General features: G+C 68.8%; 15 protein-coding genes and 1 tRNA gene. 9 read left to right on the top strand and 7 right to left on the bottom strand.

The genetic code is table 11. The features are described from left to right. Positions 1-200 precede the first annotated feature (200 nt). From ACREEF_RS13980 to ACREEF_RS13970, 3 genes are all read right to left on the bottom strand, one after another. Entirely contained in the window at positions 201-1,169 is a 969-nt protein-coding gene (locus ACREEF_RS13980; protein ID WP_431566180.1) for a FecR family protein, read from the bottom strand. After that, complete coding sequence (locus ACREEF_RS13975; protein ID WP_431566179.1) at positions 1,159-1,668, bottom strand: RNA polymerase sigma factor; 510 nt, start codon at positions 1,666-1,668, stop codon at positions 1,159-1,161. The genes ACREEF_RS13980 and ACREEF_RS13975 overlap by 11 nt, the downstream gene beginning before the upstream one ends. A gap of 140 nt (positions 1,669-1,808) precedes the next feature. Continuing rightward, positions 1,809-1,885: transfer RNA gene (locus ACREEF_RS13970), tRNA-Arg, on the bottom strand. 264 nt (positions 1,886-2,149) lie between these two features. On the opposite strand from ACREEF_RS13970, the gene ACREEF_RS13965 reads away from it, so the two are divergent. Both ACREEF_RS13965 and ACREEF_RS13960 read left to right on the top strand, forming a co-directional pair. Then, positions 2,150-4,657 (top strand): helicase-related protein, encoded by a 2,508-nt coding sequence (locus ACREEF_RS13965; protein WP_431566178.1) that lies wholly within the window; start codon positions 2,150-2,152, stop codon positions 4,655-4,657. After that, the gene (locus ACREEF_RS13960; RefSeq protein ID WP_431566177.1) at positions 4,654-4,938 is read left to right on the top strand and encodes an RNA-binding S4 domain-containing protein; all 285 of its coding nucleotides are present in this window, start codon (positions 4,654-4,656) and stop codon (positions 4,936-4,938) included. The genes ACREEF_RS13965 and ACREEF_RS13960 overlap by 4 nt, the downstream gene beginning before the upstream one ends. A 31-nt stretch (positions 4,939-4,969) precedes the next feature. Here ACREEF_RS13960 and ACREEF_RS13955 read toward each other — a convergent pair whose 3' ends face one another. Then, on the bottom strand, positions 4,970-5,605 hold the full coding sequence (locus tag ACREEF_RS13955; protein ID WP_431566176.1) for a YceI family protein: 636 nt from the start codon (positions 5,603-5,605) through the stop codon (positions 4,970-4,972). Between the two features lie 176 nt (positions 5,606-5,781). On the opposite strand from ACREEF_RS13955, the gene fdxA reads away from it, so the two are divergent. After that, a complete protein-coding gene (gene fdxA / locus ACREEF_RS13950; RefSeq protein ID WP_184270003.1) occupies positions 5,782-6,123 on the top strand; it encodes a ferredoxin FdxA in 342 nt (113 codons plus the stop codon). 313 nt (positions 6,124-6,436) lie between these two features. Continuing rightward, positions 6,437-6,997: a CarD family transcriptional regulator gene (locus tag ACREEF_RS13945; RefSeq protein WP_184270001.1), complete on the top strand. Its 561-nt coding sequence runs from the start codon at positions 6,437-6,439 to the stop codon at positions 6,995-6,997. Positions 6,998-7,067: 70 nt separating this feature from the next. Here ACREEF_RS13945 and ACREEF_RS13940 read toward each other — a convergent pair whose 3' ends face one another. Continuing rightward, a complete protein-coding gene (locus ACREEF_RS13940; protein WP_431566175.1) occupies positions 7,068-7,778 on the bottom strand; it encodes a LytTR family DNA-binding domain-containing protein in 711 nt (236 codons plus the stop codon). Between the two features lie 171 nt (positions 7,779-7,949). Here ACREEF_RS13940 and ACREEF_RS13935 point away from each other — a divergent pair, with 171 nt between their 5' ends. Continuing rightward, positions 7,950-8,609 (top strand): DUF2306 domain-containing protein, encoded by a 660-nt coding sequence (locus ACREEF_RS13935; protein WP_431566174.1) that lies wholly within the window; start codon positions 7,950-7,952, stop codon positions 8,607-8,609. Here the strand turns inward: ACREEF_RS13935 and ACREEF_RS13930 are convergent. Then, positions 8,572-9,081: a DUF3617 domain-containing protein gene (locus tag ACREEF_RS13930; RefSeq protein ID WP_431566173.1), complete on the bottom strand. Its 510-nt coding sequence runs from the start codon at positions 9,079-9,081 to the stop codon at positions 8,572-8,574. The two genes, ACREEF_RS13935 and ACREEF_RS13930, sit on opposite strands and share 38 nt — an antisense overlap. A gap of 218 nt (positions 9,082-9,299) precedes the next feature. Between ACREEF_RS13930 and rpmB the strand changes: the two genes are divergently transcribed. Then, positions 9,300-9,596: a 50S ribosomal protein L28 gene (rpmB, locus tag ACREEF_RS13925; RefSeq protein WP_431566172.1), complete on the top strand. Its 297-nt coding sequence runs from the start codon at positions 9,300-9,302 to the stop codon at positions 9,594-9,596. A gap of 111 nt (positions 9,597-9,707) precedes the next feature. Further along, positions 9,708-10,628: a hypothetical protein gene (locus tag ACREEF_RS13920; protein ID WP_431566171.1), complete on the top strand. Its 921-nt coding sequence runs from the start codon at positions 9,708-9,710 to the stop codon at positions 10,626-10,628. Positions 10,629-10,689: 61 nt separating this feature from the next. Here the strand turns inward: ACREEF_RS13920 and ACREEF_RS13915 are convergent, their stop codons facing one another. Next, entirely contained in the window at positions 10,690-13,038 is a 2,349-nt protein-coding gene (locus ACREEF_RS13915) for a TonB-dependent receptor (protein ID WP_431566170.1), read from the bottom strand. A gap of 279 nt (positions 13,039-13,317) precedes the next feature. Here ACREEF_RS13915 and ACREEF_RS13910 point away from each other — a divergent pair, with 279 nt between their 5' ends. Both ACREEF_RS13910 and ACREEF_RS13905 read left to right on the top strand, forming a co-directional pair. After that, entirely contained in the window at positions 13,318-13,707 is a 390-nt protein-coding gene (locus ACREEF_RS13910; protein WP_431566169.1) for a BlaI/MecI/CopY family transcriptional regulator, read from the top strand. After that, the coding region (locus ACREEF_RS13905; protein ID WP_431566168.1) for a M56 family metallopeptidase at positions 13,704-14,772 on the top strand (1,069 nt) is incomplete at its 3' end. The genes ACREEF_RS13910 and ACREEF_RS13905, both read left to right, overlap by 4 nt.

Genomic DNA, 14,772 nt, shown 5'->3' with positions numbered 1-14,772 from the left:
CCTCGGCGCCGGGCGTCGCCTGCCAGGCGTGGGCGGGCGCGGCGGCGGAGGCCAGCACGGCGACGGCGGCCGCCGTGAGAAGGCCGGTCTTATGGATACGCATTCGATAAATCCCCTGCGATCGAACCTGATCGTTACGGGGTTAGACGGCGGCTCCGGCCTTCCTGACACCTGTCATGAAAACTTGCTCCGCCGGTCGCCTAACCTTCGGAAATCTCAAACCGATCCGGACCCAGACGAGTCATTTTGAAGCCGTGAACCCCCACCATCGCCGCCAGGGCGTTCTCCGGCTGGTCATAGGCGAAACGGCCGCTGACCAGAGCGCGCCCCACGGCCGGGTCAGCCAGTTCGACCTTGATCCCGGTCGCGCGTTCCAGATCCTCGACCACGCTGGCCAGGCTCGCCTCGTTGAACTCCAGCCAGCCCTTGGCCCAGGACGGCACATCGGTCTCGGCCTCGGGCCGGATCAGGGCCGCGCGCTGCACCACGCCGCCGGATACGGTCGCCCGTTCGCCCGCATGGACGCGCGTCGACATCCCCCGGCCCGAAACGACCTTCACGATCCCCTCGAACACCACGACCTCGACCACCGCGCCGTCGGGCGTCTTGCGCTGATCGACGTTGAAACGGGTGCCCACGGCGATGACGCGCACCCTGTCGACCTCGACCGAGAAGGGCCGGCTCTTGTCGGGCGCCACCTCGAAGAAGCCTTCGCCCTTCAGGCGCAGACGCCGCTCGTGTTCGCCCAGATCCACCCGCACCTGGCTCTGCCCGTTCAGACGCACCGCGGACCCGTCCGCCAGGGCGATCGGCTGCGGGACGCCCCGGCTTCCCACGATCAGATCCCCGCGTGGCGTCAGGACGACGCCAACCAGGACCGCCGCCCCGACGGCCGCCGCCAGCCCCGCGCCGACCACCGCCCCGCGCGGCCGCAAGCTGAGCCCTCGCCGTGCAGGCTGCGTCCGCGTCATGCGCTGCGTCGCCCAGATCACGGCGGCGTCGTCGATCAGCGCCTCGTGCCGCCGCAGCAGGTCCGCCCGATCGGGTCGTCCTTCCAACCACTGCTCCAGCGCCGCCTGCTGCTGAGGCGACCAGGCCGCGTCGCGCTGCGCGTCGGCCCACAGCGCGGCCTCGCGGTCGTCCTTCGGGTTCACGGATCTAGTCGGCATGGCGGCCCTCCGCCGTCCGGCGCAGCGTCTGGGCCGCCCGGCTGTAGTGTTTCTGCACCGCCTCGACCGACAGCCTCAGATCACGCGCGATCGCCTCATAGGACTCCTCGCCCGCCCGGCGCCGCACGAAGACCTCGCGCCGCAAGGGCGGCATGGCCTCCAGCGCCTTCTGGCACAGCTTCAACCGCTCGCTCATGTCCAGCGCCTCCAGCGGCGTCGCCCCGCTATCGACGGGAAGCTCGGCCTCCTCCAGGTCCTCGATCGGCACATTGGCGGTCCGTCGGGCCCGATCGACCAGGATGTTGCGCGCCGCGCGCATGGCGTAGGACAGGGGGTCGAGGATCAGGGTCTCGCGGGCCCGCGTCAGGACGCGCACGATCGCCTCCTGCGCCACGTCCTCGGCGTCCCCCGTCGTCGCCGACCGTCGCCGGATATAGGCCAGCAGGGTCCGGTTCTGCGCCGCCAGCGTCCGCCCCACCTCCTGTTCGTGACCGATCACCGCAACGCTCCCCGCCGGAGCGTCGCTATAGGAGCCGCGCGTGACGAAAACGGCGAAGTTCAATGTCAGTTTGACGGCAAGCGAGCCGCCGCAGAACATGAACCTGCAATCAACACACTGAAATAAAAACAGAAAACCTATGGCGACCCCGGCAGGACTCCAACCTGCGACCTCGGCTTTAGGAAAGCCTTGCTCTATGCGGCTGAGCTACGGGGCCGTCTCGGTTCGTCCCTAGCGGGTCGCGGGCGCGAGGGAAAGACGGAGGCCGCCGATTTGGCGCCCGGCAAGAAACTCCTAGCGATTAATCCCCGTTAAGCTACAATATGTTGTGGAGAACAAAGTCGGAATCGGGCCGTGTCGCTGATTCGGTCATGATTCGTTTCGCGGCCGTTCCAGGCGCCGGAAAGCTTCTGTTCATTCTTGGCGCCGCCCTGCGGTTTCGCTTGAGAAACCCGAGGCGCTTCTCCACCTTGAACCCGATATGAGTGATCGTTCCGCAGGTCTGGCCCCATCGCGCGTCACGGCGATCCTGGGGCCCACCAACACCGGCAAGACCCATCTGGCGGTCGAGCGGATGCTGGGTCACGCCTCGGGCATGATCGGTCTGCCGCTGCGTCTGCTGGCGCGCGAGATCTATGAGCGGATCGTCAAGCAGCGCGGGGCCGCCGCCGTCGCCCTGATCACCGGCGAGGAAAAGATCGTCCCGCCGCGCCCGGCCTATTTCGTCTGCACCGTCGAGGCCATGCCGCTGGAGCGTCAGGTCGAGTTCCTGGCCGTCGATGAAATCCAGCTGGTCGCCGACCCGGAACGCGGCCACGTCTTCACCCAGCGCCTGCTGCACGCGCGCGGCCGGTTCGAGACCATGTTCCTGGGCGCCGGGACCATGGCCCCGCTGATCCGCGCCCTGGTGCCCGACGCGGAAATCATCACCCGCGAGCGCCTGTCCACCCTGTCCTACGCCGGATCGAAGAAGCTGACCCGCCTGCCCCGCCGCAGCGCCGTCGTCGCCTTCTCGACCGAGCAGGTTTACGCCATCGCCGAGCTGCTGCGCCGCCAGAGGGGCGGGGCCGCCGTGGTCATGGGCTCGCTCAGCCCTCGCACCCGCAACGCCCAGGTCGAGCTGTTCCAGTCGGGCGAGGTGGACTTCCTGGTCGCCACCGACGCCATCGGCATGGGGCTGAACATGGACGTCGACCATGTCGCCTTCGCGGGGTTGAGGAAGTTCGACGGCCGGCGCACCCGCTGGCTGCACGCCGCCGAGATCGGCCAGATCGCCGGCCGCGCCGGACGCCACCTGCGCGACGGCACCTTTGGCGTCACGGGCGAAGCCGAGGAACTGGACGAGGACATCCTCGAACAGGTGATCAGCCACCGTTTCGATCCGGTCGAGGCGGCCGAGTGGCGTCACGGGCGGTTGGACTTCGACACCCTGCCCGACCTGCTGCGCTCGTTGACCGTATCGCCCGAACGCTTCGGCCTGCGGCTGACGGCCCAGGCCCTGGACGAGACCCTGCTGCGGCGCTTCGCGGCGGACGACGACATCAAGAAGATCGCCCGCTCGCGCGGCGCCCTGATGCGGCTGTGGGAGACCTGCCAGCTGCCGGATTTCCAGAAGACCACGCTGGACGAGCACGCCCGGCTGTCGAAGGAGATCTTCACCGCCCTGACCAGCCGCCGCGGCCGTCTGACCGAGGACTGGGTGGCCCCGCGCTTCAACGACCTGGACCGCGACGACGGCCAGATCGACCAGCTGTCGGCGCGCCTCGCCGGGGTGCGGACCCTGGCCTACATCGCCAACCGCCCCGACTGGATGGATCAGGCCCAGGGCTGGCGCGACCAGACCAAGGCGCTGGAAGAGCGGCTGTCCGACGTCCTGCACGAACGGCTGACGGCCCGCTTTGTGGACCGCCGCACCACCGCCCTGATGCGGGCGCTGAACGTGCGCTCCGACACCCTGGCGGGCGTGGCCGACGACGGCGAGGTCACGGTCGAGGGCGAGGTGGTCGGCCATCTGGAGGGGGTCCATTTCACCCCCGATGCAGGCGGCTCGGCCCTGGCCGACCGGGCGCTGCGTCAGGCCGCGACCCGCGCCGTGGGGCCGGAGATCGCCCGGCGTCTGGGCAGGCTGGCCGCCGAGGCGGACGAGGCCTTCAGCGTCATTCCCAATCCGCGTTCGGGCGGCGGCGACGTCCTGTGGAAGGGCGCTTTGACGGCCCGCATCCTCAACAACGATCCCTTCGCCCCGCGCGTGCGGCTGCTGGGCGACCTCGGCCCGGTCCCGGCGCGCGAGCGGGCCCAACGCCGCATCGAGGCCTGGCTGGCGTCGGAGGCGGGCCGCGCGCTTCGTGAGTTGCGCCGCCTGCGTCAGGCGGTCGATAGCGGCGCCCTGACCGGCCTGCCGCGCGGCCTGGCGTTTCGCCTGATCGAGGCGGGCGGCGTCATCCCCCGCGGCGAGGTCGAACGCGACCTGGCGGCCCTGAGCCAGCACGAGCGGCGCACGGTCAAGACCTTCGCCATCCGCATCGGCGCCCATTCCGTCTGGCTGCCCGGCGCGCTGAAGCCCCGCGCCCGGCTGCTGGCCCAGGCCTTCGTCACCGAGCCCTTCCGCCCCGGCGGCGAGGCCCTCCTGCCCCCGCCCGCCCCGTCGCCGCGCGCGCCATCTCCCCGTGCTCTGGCGGCCTTCGGGCGTCGCGCCGTCGGATCATGGACCGCGCCCGTCGAGACGCTGGAACGCTTCGCCGAGCTGTCGCGCGCGGCGGGCAAGGCGCCGCTTTCGGAGGAGGCCCTGGCCGAACTGGGCTGGACCGCCGAACAGGCCAAGGCGATCCAGATCGCCCTGCGCCTGCCCCGCGCCGACAAGGCCCCGCGTCCTGGCCAGCCCGCGCCGCCGCCCAAGGATTCGCCCTTCGCCGCCCTGGCCCAGCTGACCCAACCGCCCGCGCCCCCGCGCCGCAAACGCCGCCCCAGGCGCAAGGGGGCCGTCGCGTGATTTCCAGCTGCCGCGTCGATGTCTGGCTGTGGCGCGCCCGTTTCGCTCGGTCCCGCGGCGACGCCGCCGACATGGTCGAGCGCGGCGCCATCCGGCTGACCCACCACGGCGTCCAGACCCGACTCGACAAGCCCAGCCGCAGCGTCCACCCCGGCGACGACCTCCTGTTCGCGCAAGGAGGGCGGCTGATCGCCGTGCGCGTGCTCCATCTAGGCGAAAGGCGCGGCCCTCCCGAGGAAGCCCGCGCCCTTTACGCGGCGCTCGACGCGCCGACAGCCTGATCTCTCCTCCCCATTCCATGGGGAGGAAAACTCAGCCCTGCTTCACGAACTCGCCTTCGATATGCAGCTCCACCTCGTCGCCCAGGGCGGGCAGGGCGAAGTTGATGCCGAACTCCGAGCGCTTGATGGTGGCCTCGCCGTCGAAGCCAGCCTTGTAGCCGCCGCGCGTCTGGCCGGCCTGGTTGAACTCGACCTCCATCGTCACCGGCTTGGTCACGCCGCGCAGGGTCAGTTCGCCGTGCACCATGGCCTCGTTCGGCTTGGCCGGGTCCAGCATGATGTGGACCGAGCGGAAGGTGGCGACCGGGTGGTTGGCGGTGTCGAAGAAGTCCGGCGTCTGCAGGTGGCGGTTCAGCCCGTCCGAGTTGGAATCCACCTCGGTCAGCGGAATCGTCGCCGTCAGGGTGCTGGCCGACGGATTGGCCGGGTCCAGCTTCAGCTCGGCCTGAACATTCACGAACTGGCCCGTGTAGGTCGAGAAGCCCAGGTGATCGACCGACCAGGTGATCTTGCCGTGGGCGGGATCCAGCTTGTAATCGCCGGCTTGGACCTCGGACGGAACCTTGGTCAGGGCCGCCTGGGCGACGACGGCGCCTCCGGCCAGAAGGCTGAGGGCCAGGGCCCCGGCGCCGATGCGGACGACTGCGGAACGGGTGACGAAACGCATGGAGCGAACCTCCTTCTGAACGGTGATCTGTAATCGCAATGGATGCAGACCCATCCCAACCCCGTCAAGCTTCCCGCGCCCTTGCGACAGCGCCCTTGGTTGACAGTTGAGCCCGGCGGGGTCATTTCCCCTGCCCTCGACCCTCCCGTCCCTGAACAGGCTAGTCCCCGCCCGCCATGACCTACATCGTCACCGACGCCTGCGTGAAATGTAAGTTCATGGACTGTGTCGAGGTCTGTCCGGTGGACTGCTTCTACGAGGGCGAGAATTTCCTGGTCATCGCGCCGGACGAATGCATCGACTGCGGCGTCTGCGAACCGGAATGCCCCGTCGACGCCATCGTCCCCGACACCGAGGACGAGCCGGACGGCAAATGGCTGCAGGTCAACGCCGAATACGCCAAGGTCTGGCCCAACATCACGGTCAAGGGCACCCCCCCCGCCGACCGCGAGCAGTATGAGCGCGAAACCGGCAAGTTCGAGAAATACTTCAGCACGAAACCCGGCAAGGGCTCCTAAGGTCTCGCCACAATCCGGTCACAAAGTGCCGGAACCACTCAGTCGTCCTGTGGATGTTTTGAGATTTCCTAATTTTATGATAGGTTCCTGCCTATTCGAAACGGGCGGTTCCGCAGCCATGCGCGCCGCCCGCGTTTGCGACAGAACCCCGCCGTCGAGACGGGGTCGGCCAGAGGTTCGGTGATCCGCTTTCGTTTCTGATCTGTGATCTGTCCATCCCACCGGCGGGAGCTTCGGTTTCCGGCGGCGGGGTCGTTTCATCTATCAGTCGCGTACGCGTCTCGCCTGGCCCCTGTTCCGGGAAAGGAATGACATGACGAGCAAGACCGGTCTGGAATTCAAGGTTGGCGATGCGGTGGTCTATCCCGCCCATGGCGTCGGCAAGGTGGCCGCGATCGAGACTCAGGAAGTCGCCGGCATGTCGCTGGAAGTCTATGTCGTGACCTTCGACCACGAAAAGATGACCCTGCGCGTCCCGACCAAGAAGGCCAAGACCGCCGGCCTTCGCACCCTGGCCGCCGACGACACCGTCACCAAGGCCCTGACGACCCTCAAGGGTCGCGCTCGCGTCAAGCGCACCATGTGGTCGCGTCGCGCCCAGGAATACGAAGCCAAGATCAACTCGGGCGACCTGATCTCGATCGCCGAAGTGGTCCGCGACCTGCACCGCGCCGACACCCAGCCGGAACAGTCCTATTCGGAGCGCCAGCTCTATGAATCGGCCCTGGACCGCATGGCCCGCGAAGTCGCCGCCGCCAACAAGATCGACAAGGACGCCGCCGTCGCCCTGCTCGGCAAGTCGTTGAGCGCCAAGAAGCCGGTCCCGACCGCCGCCGAACTGGCCGCCGCCGAGGCCGAGGCCGAAGCCGCCTGATCCACGGCGACAGACTGATACGACAAAGGCCCGGCGGAAACGCCGGGCCTTTTTCTATGGGCGGCGCGCCCTAGAACCAGCCCGCCTCTTTCAGCACGGGGCCATAGGTCCGGCTCACCGGCGCCGTCAGGCCGCCGACCAGGCGTATCTCGCCCGCGCCCCGCCGCCAGCGCACGTCCTCGACCGCATCGGCCGCCACCCACCATGAGCGGTGGACACGCCAGCCGTGAGCCCCCGCCAGGTCTTCCAGGGCGTCGTCGAAACGCAGGGTGATCAACTCTTCGCCCGCGTCAGTGTGGACCTTCAGATAGTGGTCGTACGCCTCAATCGCGATCAGCCGCGCGCCGCGACGCTTGGCCGAAAGCCTGCGCCTGAACGCCGCCTCGGCCTCGGGAAGCGGCGGGGCGATGATGGTGCGCGTCTCGACCCGCGCAGGCGAACGACGCCAGACCAGAGCCCGCACCGCCATCACCGCCAGCAGGATGGGCCATACCTGCCAAAGCAGATGCATGAAGCCCTGCCAGTCGAGCCGCCCGCCCATGAGAAGGTGCTCGGTGCTCATCACCAGCAGCGACACCGCCGGCGTCATGAACACCGAAACGACCGCCACGCGCCGCCAGGCCGCGGTCACGCGCCGGCTCAGCAGTTCATCGGCCGCGATCCCGATCAGACCGCCTCCGACCATGCAGATCATCCAATAGATGTAGCGTTCCGCATCAGGGATGCGGTCCGAGCCGAACGGCCCCAGAAACCCCATCAGCAGGCCGATCGCGACCAGCACGGCCAGGTCGACGCCCCACCGCCGCGCAATGGCTGATGCCCCCGCCCTTGTCGCCATTCCGCTCATGCCGCCCCGTTCGCGCATCCCTGGCGCCGCTCGCGAAGCTAGGCCTAGCGAGCGGCCGCCCGCCCGGCAATGGCGTTCGGCGAAACCGCCAACGAGGACCGCAGCATGACCACCGCCCCGCTTTCGACCAGCCCCACATCCTGGCGCTTCCGCATCGCCTGGACGCTGCTCGTCATCCTCTGCCTGGGGATCGCCGCCTATTCCGCCCGCTACCTGCTGCACCCGCCGCAGACGCCCGCCCAGGCGCTAGGCAACCCGCTTGGGGTGCCCTGGCTCTTCATCCATGTCGCGGGCGCCGTCACCGCCCTGGCGCTGGGCGCGCTGCAGTTCCTGCCCGTCCTGCGCCGGGGCTCGAGCCCGCCGCATCGCTGGGTTGGACGGGTCTATGTCGCGGGATGCCTGATCGGCGGCCTGGCGGGTCTGATCCTGGCGCCCGGCTCCCATGCAGGCCCGATCGCCTCGGCGGGCTTCGGCAGCCTGGCCGTCCTCTGGATCGCCGTGACCCTGCTCGGCTGGCGCGCGGCCATGCAAGGCCGCTTCGCCGAGCACCGCCGCTGGATGATCCGCTCCTGGGCGCTGACCCTGGCCGCCGTCACCCTGCGGCTCTACCTGCCGCTGGTCATGATCCTGGATCTGGCCTTCCTGCCCTGGTACCGCGCCATCTCATTCCTGGCCTGGGTTCCCAACCTCATCGTCGCGGAGCTCTGGCTACGACGCCCCTTGCGCCTCAGAAATACTCCGCGTTCGCCGGACACTGGGCGCTGAGGCGTCGGGCGGTGATGCTGGCGGGGATGTAGGGGGTGCCGCGTATCAACTGGGCCCCGCCGTTGAAGCGGAAGCTTTCGGTCTGATAGGTGCCGTTCAGCCGCACGTTGACGCGACGGCCCTTCTTGTCCTGGCAGGTGCCCTCGAAGCGGGCCCGGCCGCCGCCGACCACGCGGGTCGGATAGGTGCATTTCCAGCGGTTGGTCGACAGGCCGCCGAAGAAGCGGTTGATTTCGCTGGGCCGCACGCATTTCTGCTCGGTGTCCCGCTGGCCCACGGCGCTGGTGGTGTATTCCCAATAGCCGGGCAGGACCGGTTGTTCGCTGGTCTGGGCCTGGGGGGCCGCGGCCGGCGCGGCCAGCATGACGGCGCCCGCGACGACGGGGGCGGCCAGAGCCCCAGCGCGGGCCAGGGCGCGGGCGAATGAAACAGGCGGCGTCTTCATGGGCGACAGCTTCCAATGGGTCTTCATGCGATCTTCTATATAGCAGGTCGTTGAACGACCGCTGAATGAAGCCGATCCCCGGCCCCGATCCCTGGCCCCGATCCCCGGCCTGACTCGACTCCAGCCTTGACGGCCTCCGAGTCATTCCTCTATACGGCCCCCTCTCTCGCAGGGGTCCGCCCGCTGCGTGCACCTGTTTCATGCGTCCGCACACGTCTCGCGGATGTGACCTTGAGGATCTTAAGATGTCGCGTCGTTGCGAACTCACGGGTATCGGCCCGATGGTCGGCCACAATGTGAGCCACTCGAACATCAAGACCAAGCGCCGCTTCCTGCCGTCGCTGAAGACGGTCAAGGTGGCTTCCGAGTCGCTGGGCCAAACCTTCTCGCTGCGCATCTCGAACGCTGCGCTGCGCACCCTGGACTACAAGGGCGGCCTGGACGTCTTCATCGTCAAGGCGCGCGACGAAAAGCTGTCGACCGCCGCCCTGCGCATCAAGCGTCAGGTCAAGGCCAAGCTGGCTGAGCAGACCGCCGCTTAATCAGCGCCGTCTGACAAGATTTGAAGAGGCCGGTGGAAACACCGGCCTTTTTCTTTGCTCGCTTGCCGACCACGGCTAGGCTCACGGCTCGTCCTTGCCGGAGCCGCCGCCTTGCGCCTGACCGCCGCCCTCTGCCTGACCACCGCCCTGCTCAGCGCCCCTGCTTTGGCGCAGGAAGCGGCCCCCGTCCGCGATTCGACGCCCTTCACCCTGTCCAGCGGCACGCCGCGCACGCCGGAACAGCTGGCCCTGCGCTTCGACAAGGCGGACCTGTCGTTCAAGCTGCTGCCCGAGACCCAGTCGATCGAGGGCGTCGCCATCCTCGACTTCACCGCCACGGCCCCTGCCGCCGCCGTCGTGGTCGAACTGGACACCCTGTTCGCCATCGCCGCCATCGCTGTGGACGGCCAGACGATCGCCGGCTGGTCCAACCCTGAGGGGCGGCTGACCATCCCCCTGCCGCGCCCCCTGGCGGCGGGCCGGACGGCCTCCATCCGCATCGCCTATGCCGGGCGCCCGCATCAGGCCCAGCGCGCCCCCTGGGACGGCGGCTTCGTCTGGTCCACCACGCCGGACGCCCACACCCTGCGCCTCTACATCGGCGACGACGCCTTCTACGAGAGCCTGCGTCGGCTGGTGTACGGCCGCCCCGATCCCCGGCCGGGCAATTTCCAGCCGCGCTACGCCACGACGCCCGAGTTCATCGCCATCGTCAACGCCGTGACGGGCCGCGACCTGAACTGGTTCTTCGACGCCTACCTCTATCAGGCCGCCCTGCCCGATCTGGTCATGACCCGCGACGGCGAGCGCATGACGCTCGAATGGAAGACCGGCGCCGCCCTCCCCTTCCCCCTGCCGGTCGAGGTCGAGGTGGACGGCCGCCTGCGCACCCTGGCCATGACCGACGGCCGCGCGAGCTTCACCGCCCCGGCGACCGCCCACATCCTGCTGGACCCCGGCTCCAAGGTGCTGCGCCGACTGGACTACCTCGAAGTCTGGAAGGCGTCGCAGGCCCCTGCCGCCGCCCACTGACCCCAAACGCAAAAACCCCGCAGCCGAAGCTGCGGGGTCCATGCCTGGCCGAAGCCGCTGATCAGTACTTCAGCCCGATTTCCAGACCGAAGGTGCGCGGCGTGTTGAAGTTGCCGTAGTCGCCGATCGTCGCCCGGTTCGACGGATCGCGACGATAGACATACTGCTCGTTCAGCAGGTTGCGCGACCACAGGGACACCTCGATCAGCGGACCACCCGGACGGGTGGCGATGTCCGCCAGGGCCAGGCGGCCGTTGACGATGAAGGAGGAGTCGTTCTTCAGCTCGAACTGGTCGAAGGCCTGGGTCGCGTCGGCGTAGTTGGCGTCGACGTGGGCCTTGAAGGTCGCCCCGAACATCGGCGCCGTATAGTCGGCCGCGAGGTTGAAGGCGTTCTCAGGCGTGAAGGCGATGAAGACCTGCTGGACCACGCCGCTGAACGGGTTGCGCGTCGGCGGCACCTGGGCGTCCGTGTAGGCGTAGGAGGCCGACAGGGTCAGGCCGTCCGTGACCTGGGCCATGGCCTCCAACTCCACGCCCTTGATCTTGGTCGTGCCGGGCGCGTTGATCGTTTCCAGCGTGTTGCGCGTCGAGGCGCCGATCACGGTCACCAGGCTGAAGTCGATCTGGCTGTCCTCGCGCTCCGAATAGAAGGCGGCGGCGTTCAGGCGCAGGCGACGATCCAGCCAGTCGCTCTTCAGACCCAGTTCGTAGGACTTGATGTCTTCCGGGCCGAACGAACGATAGGTCAGCGAGCGCGAGCTGGCGCCGCCGGCGCGATAGCCCGTGGCGTATTTGGCGTAGACGTTGACGTCGTCGCTGACGTCATAGGCCACGGTCACCATCGGGTTGAAGCGTTCGTTCTTCTCCTGGAAGGTGAAGTTGGTCGCGACGTTGTTGACCTTGGACAGGACGCCTGACTTGTCGTCCCAGGTGAAGCGGCCGCCGGCGGTGACGTGCAGGGCGTCGTTCAGCACGGCCGGGGTCCAGGTCGCCTGGCCATAGACGGCCTTGGACTCGGACTCGGCGCGGCTCTGGCGGTCGATCGAGCGGAAGCCGCGGATGGTCGGGGTGGGGTCAAGGATGGTGTAACCCGTGCCGTCGGCGTTCCAGCGGTTGGTCGACGGCGTCGCCGCGTCATCCGAGGCGGTTTCCTTGAAGTAGTAGAGGCCGCCGACATAGTCGATGCGGTCGCCCAGCGAACCGACGGCCTGGAACTCCTGGCTGAACTGGTGCTGCCACAGACCGGCCAGCGAATAGCGGCTGAAGTTGGCGTTCGGGCCGGTGACCGGCGGACGGTGGGCGCCGGCGATGTTGTCGTACTGCTCCACGTCGACTTCGCGATAGGCGGTGATCGAGCGCAGTTCCAGACTATCGGTCGCCTGATACGACAGGTGCAGGTCGACGCCGCGGGTGTCGTCGACGCTCCACTGCTGCGGCGTGCCGATGTCAGCCCGCTTCATGATGCTGTCGCCGTTGACCTGAACGATCGGCGCCAGGGCGCGGATGCTGCCCGACGGGATGCTGGTCGAGGTCCACGGCACGACCCTCAGGCCGTTGGGGTTGAAGTTCAGCAGCTGGCTGTAGAACGGGGTGTTCTTGTCCTTGCCGATATCAGCGGCGAGGTTGGCGGTGAAGTTGGCGGTCGGCGTCCAGCGCACCTGGCCGCGCAGGCCGCGACGGTCATAGGCGCCGAAGCCTTCCTCGCCCGGCAGGATGTTCTTGGTGACCGGGCCCTGGACCGAGATCACGCCGTCCATCTTGATGGCGAAGTCGCCGATGGCGTCGAAGTCGACGTGCAGCTGGCTGTTGTAGGCGTTCAGATTGCCGATGCCGGCGGAGGCGCGCATACCGAACTCGCCCGTGGGCTTGCGGGTCACCAGCGACAGGGCGCCGCCTTCGGTGTTGCGGCCGAACAGGGTGCCTTGCGGGCCCTTCAGGACCTCGATGCGTTCAACGTCCAGCAGGGCGGCGCCGAGGCCGTGCTGACGGCCCAGGTAGACGCCGTCGACATAGACGCCGACGCCCTGTTCGCGGGCGGGCTGGTTGGCGTCGTTCGGCACGATGCCGCGGATGCCGATGGTCAGGGCCGACTGGCGCGCTTCAAAAGTGGCGATACGCAGGCCCGGAACGGCGCCGTCGGCCAGATCCATCAGGCTCTGCACATGGCGGTCTTCCAGCGCCTCGCTGTTCATCACCGAGATGGCGATCGGCGTCTTCTGCAGATTCGTGGTGCGCTTGGTCGCCGTCACCACCACGTCGGGCAGTTGCGTGTCGGACACCGCGCCGGCCACAGCCAGGGCGTCCGGACCCGGCTCTTCGGTTCCGGGCGCGGCGGCGCCGGCCCAAGCCTGCCCGGCCATGGCGAGTGAAAGCGCCGCCAGCGAAACGGCCGATGCAAAACGTATCATTAGGGATCCCCTCCTCGCGCTTCGTGCGTCGAGCAAGGGCCCTTTAGCGACGCCTCGTGAACCGTCCGCGACCGATGGACGGCGCCTGCGCGACAGCTTGGCGGCGCTTTCACAACGTCTCTTCCGTCAACGGATTGAAACGGCGACCGCCGTTTCACAGGCCCGCCAGACCCGAACCGGCCCGTGGACGAGCTGTCCAAAAGTTCACGCCAGCGAACACAATTGCGCCACGTTTCGCTACGTATGTAACGCTACAAATGTAGCGACGAGACCCGCCCCATGATCGAGACCCTGCCGCGACGCGAACGCGAGGTGTTCGAAATCCTCTGCCGCCTCGGCGAAGGCTCGACCGCAGCGGTGCGCGACGCCCTGGCCGATCCGCTCAGCGATTCCGCCGTCCGCACCCTGCTGAACCGACTGGAAGCCAAGGGCCTGGTCGAGCGGGCGCCCGCGACCGGCGGCGTCGCCTATCGCCCCGTCCCCCGCTCCGAGGCCCTGGCCGACAGCGCCCTGCGCAAGATGGTCGACACCTTCTTCGCCGGCTCCGCCGCCTCGGCCGCCACCGCCCTGCTGGGCCTGGCCCGCAAGCTCAAACCCGAGGAAGCCGCCGCCCTGCGCCGCGCCATCGACGAGGCCGGCGGCGTCGACGACAGGGGAGACGAGGCATGACCTGGGTTCTGTTGCTCGAACTTCTGGCCAAGTCCGGCGTCATCGCCGGCGCGGGCCTGGGCCTTTCCGCCCTTCTCCGCTTCCGTTCCGCGTCCGACCGCGCCGCCGTGTTGCGGGCCGCCGTCTGCCTGCTGCTCGCCCTACCGCCCTTCCTGGTGATCGGTCCCAACCTGCCCCTGGCCTGGCTGTCGCCGACCGAGGCTCCGGCCGCCGTCGCCGCGCCCGGCGCATCCTGGTCGGTGGATCTCCAGCCGGTCGCCGACGCGACCCTCAACGGCGCCCTGCCGGCCGCCCCGCCCTGGGCCCTGATCGTCGCCCTCGTCTATTCGGCGGGCCTGCTGCTCGTCGCCGGCCGCTTCGTCGTCGGGGTCTGGACCCTGGGCCGCTGGACCGGGGACGGCCGTCCCGTCACCCATCGCCTCTGGACCGAGGCGCTGCGCCGTCTGGACGCCTCGGGGCGCACCCGGCTGATCGCCTCGCCCCGCATCGACGCGCCCCTCAGCTGGGGCCTGCCGCCCGGCGTGGTCCTGATCAGCGAGGACTGCCTGAAACGCCCGGAGACCGCCCCCGCCGTCCTCGCCCACGAACTGGCTCATATCCGGCGCGGCGACTGGATGTTCCTGCTGCTGTCGCGGCTGGCGGTCGCCCTCTTCTGGTTCAACCCCCTGGTCTGGGCGCTGCACGCGACCCTGTCGGCTCGCACCGAGGACGCCGCCGACGCCGCCGCCGTCGCCCAGGTGGATCGCCAGACCTACGCCCGCGCCCTGGTCGACCTCGCCTCCGATTTCAAAGCCCCCGCCGCCCTTGGCCCCGCTGCCTTGGGCATGGGCGGATCGCACAAGTCTCTCACCCGAAGGATCGCCCGCATCATGAAGACGCCTCGCAGACTGCCTTCCCGTCCCCTGACCCTGGCCCTGTCCATCGGCGCCCTGGCCGCCGTCGCGACGCCCCTGGCCGCCGTCGAGCTGACCGCCCGCGCCGCCCATACAGCCCAGGCGCCCGCCGCGCCCCGGACGCAGCACATCGTCCTGACGCCGACCACCGTCGCCTGGGTTCCCGCACCGC

Origin of the sequence: Brevundimonas sp. (genome assembly GCF_050729455.1) — a bacterium.
GTDB lineage: Bacteria > Pseudomonadota > Alphaproteobacteria > Caulobacterales > Caulobacteraceae > Brevundimonas.
The sequence above is the reverse complement of the archived record's forward strand: the minus strand, read 5'-3'. Positions and strand labels throughout refer to the sequence as shown.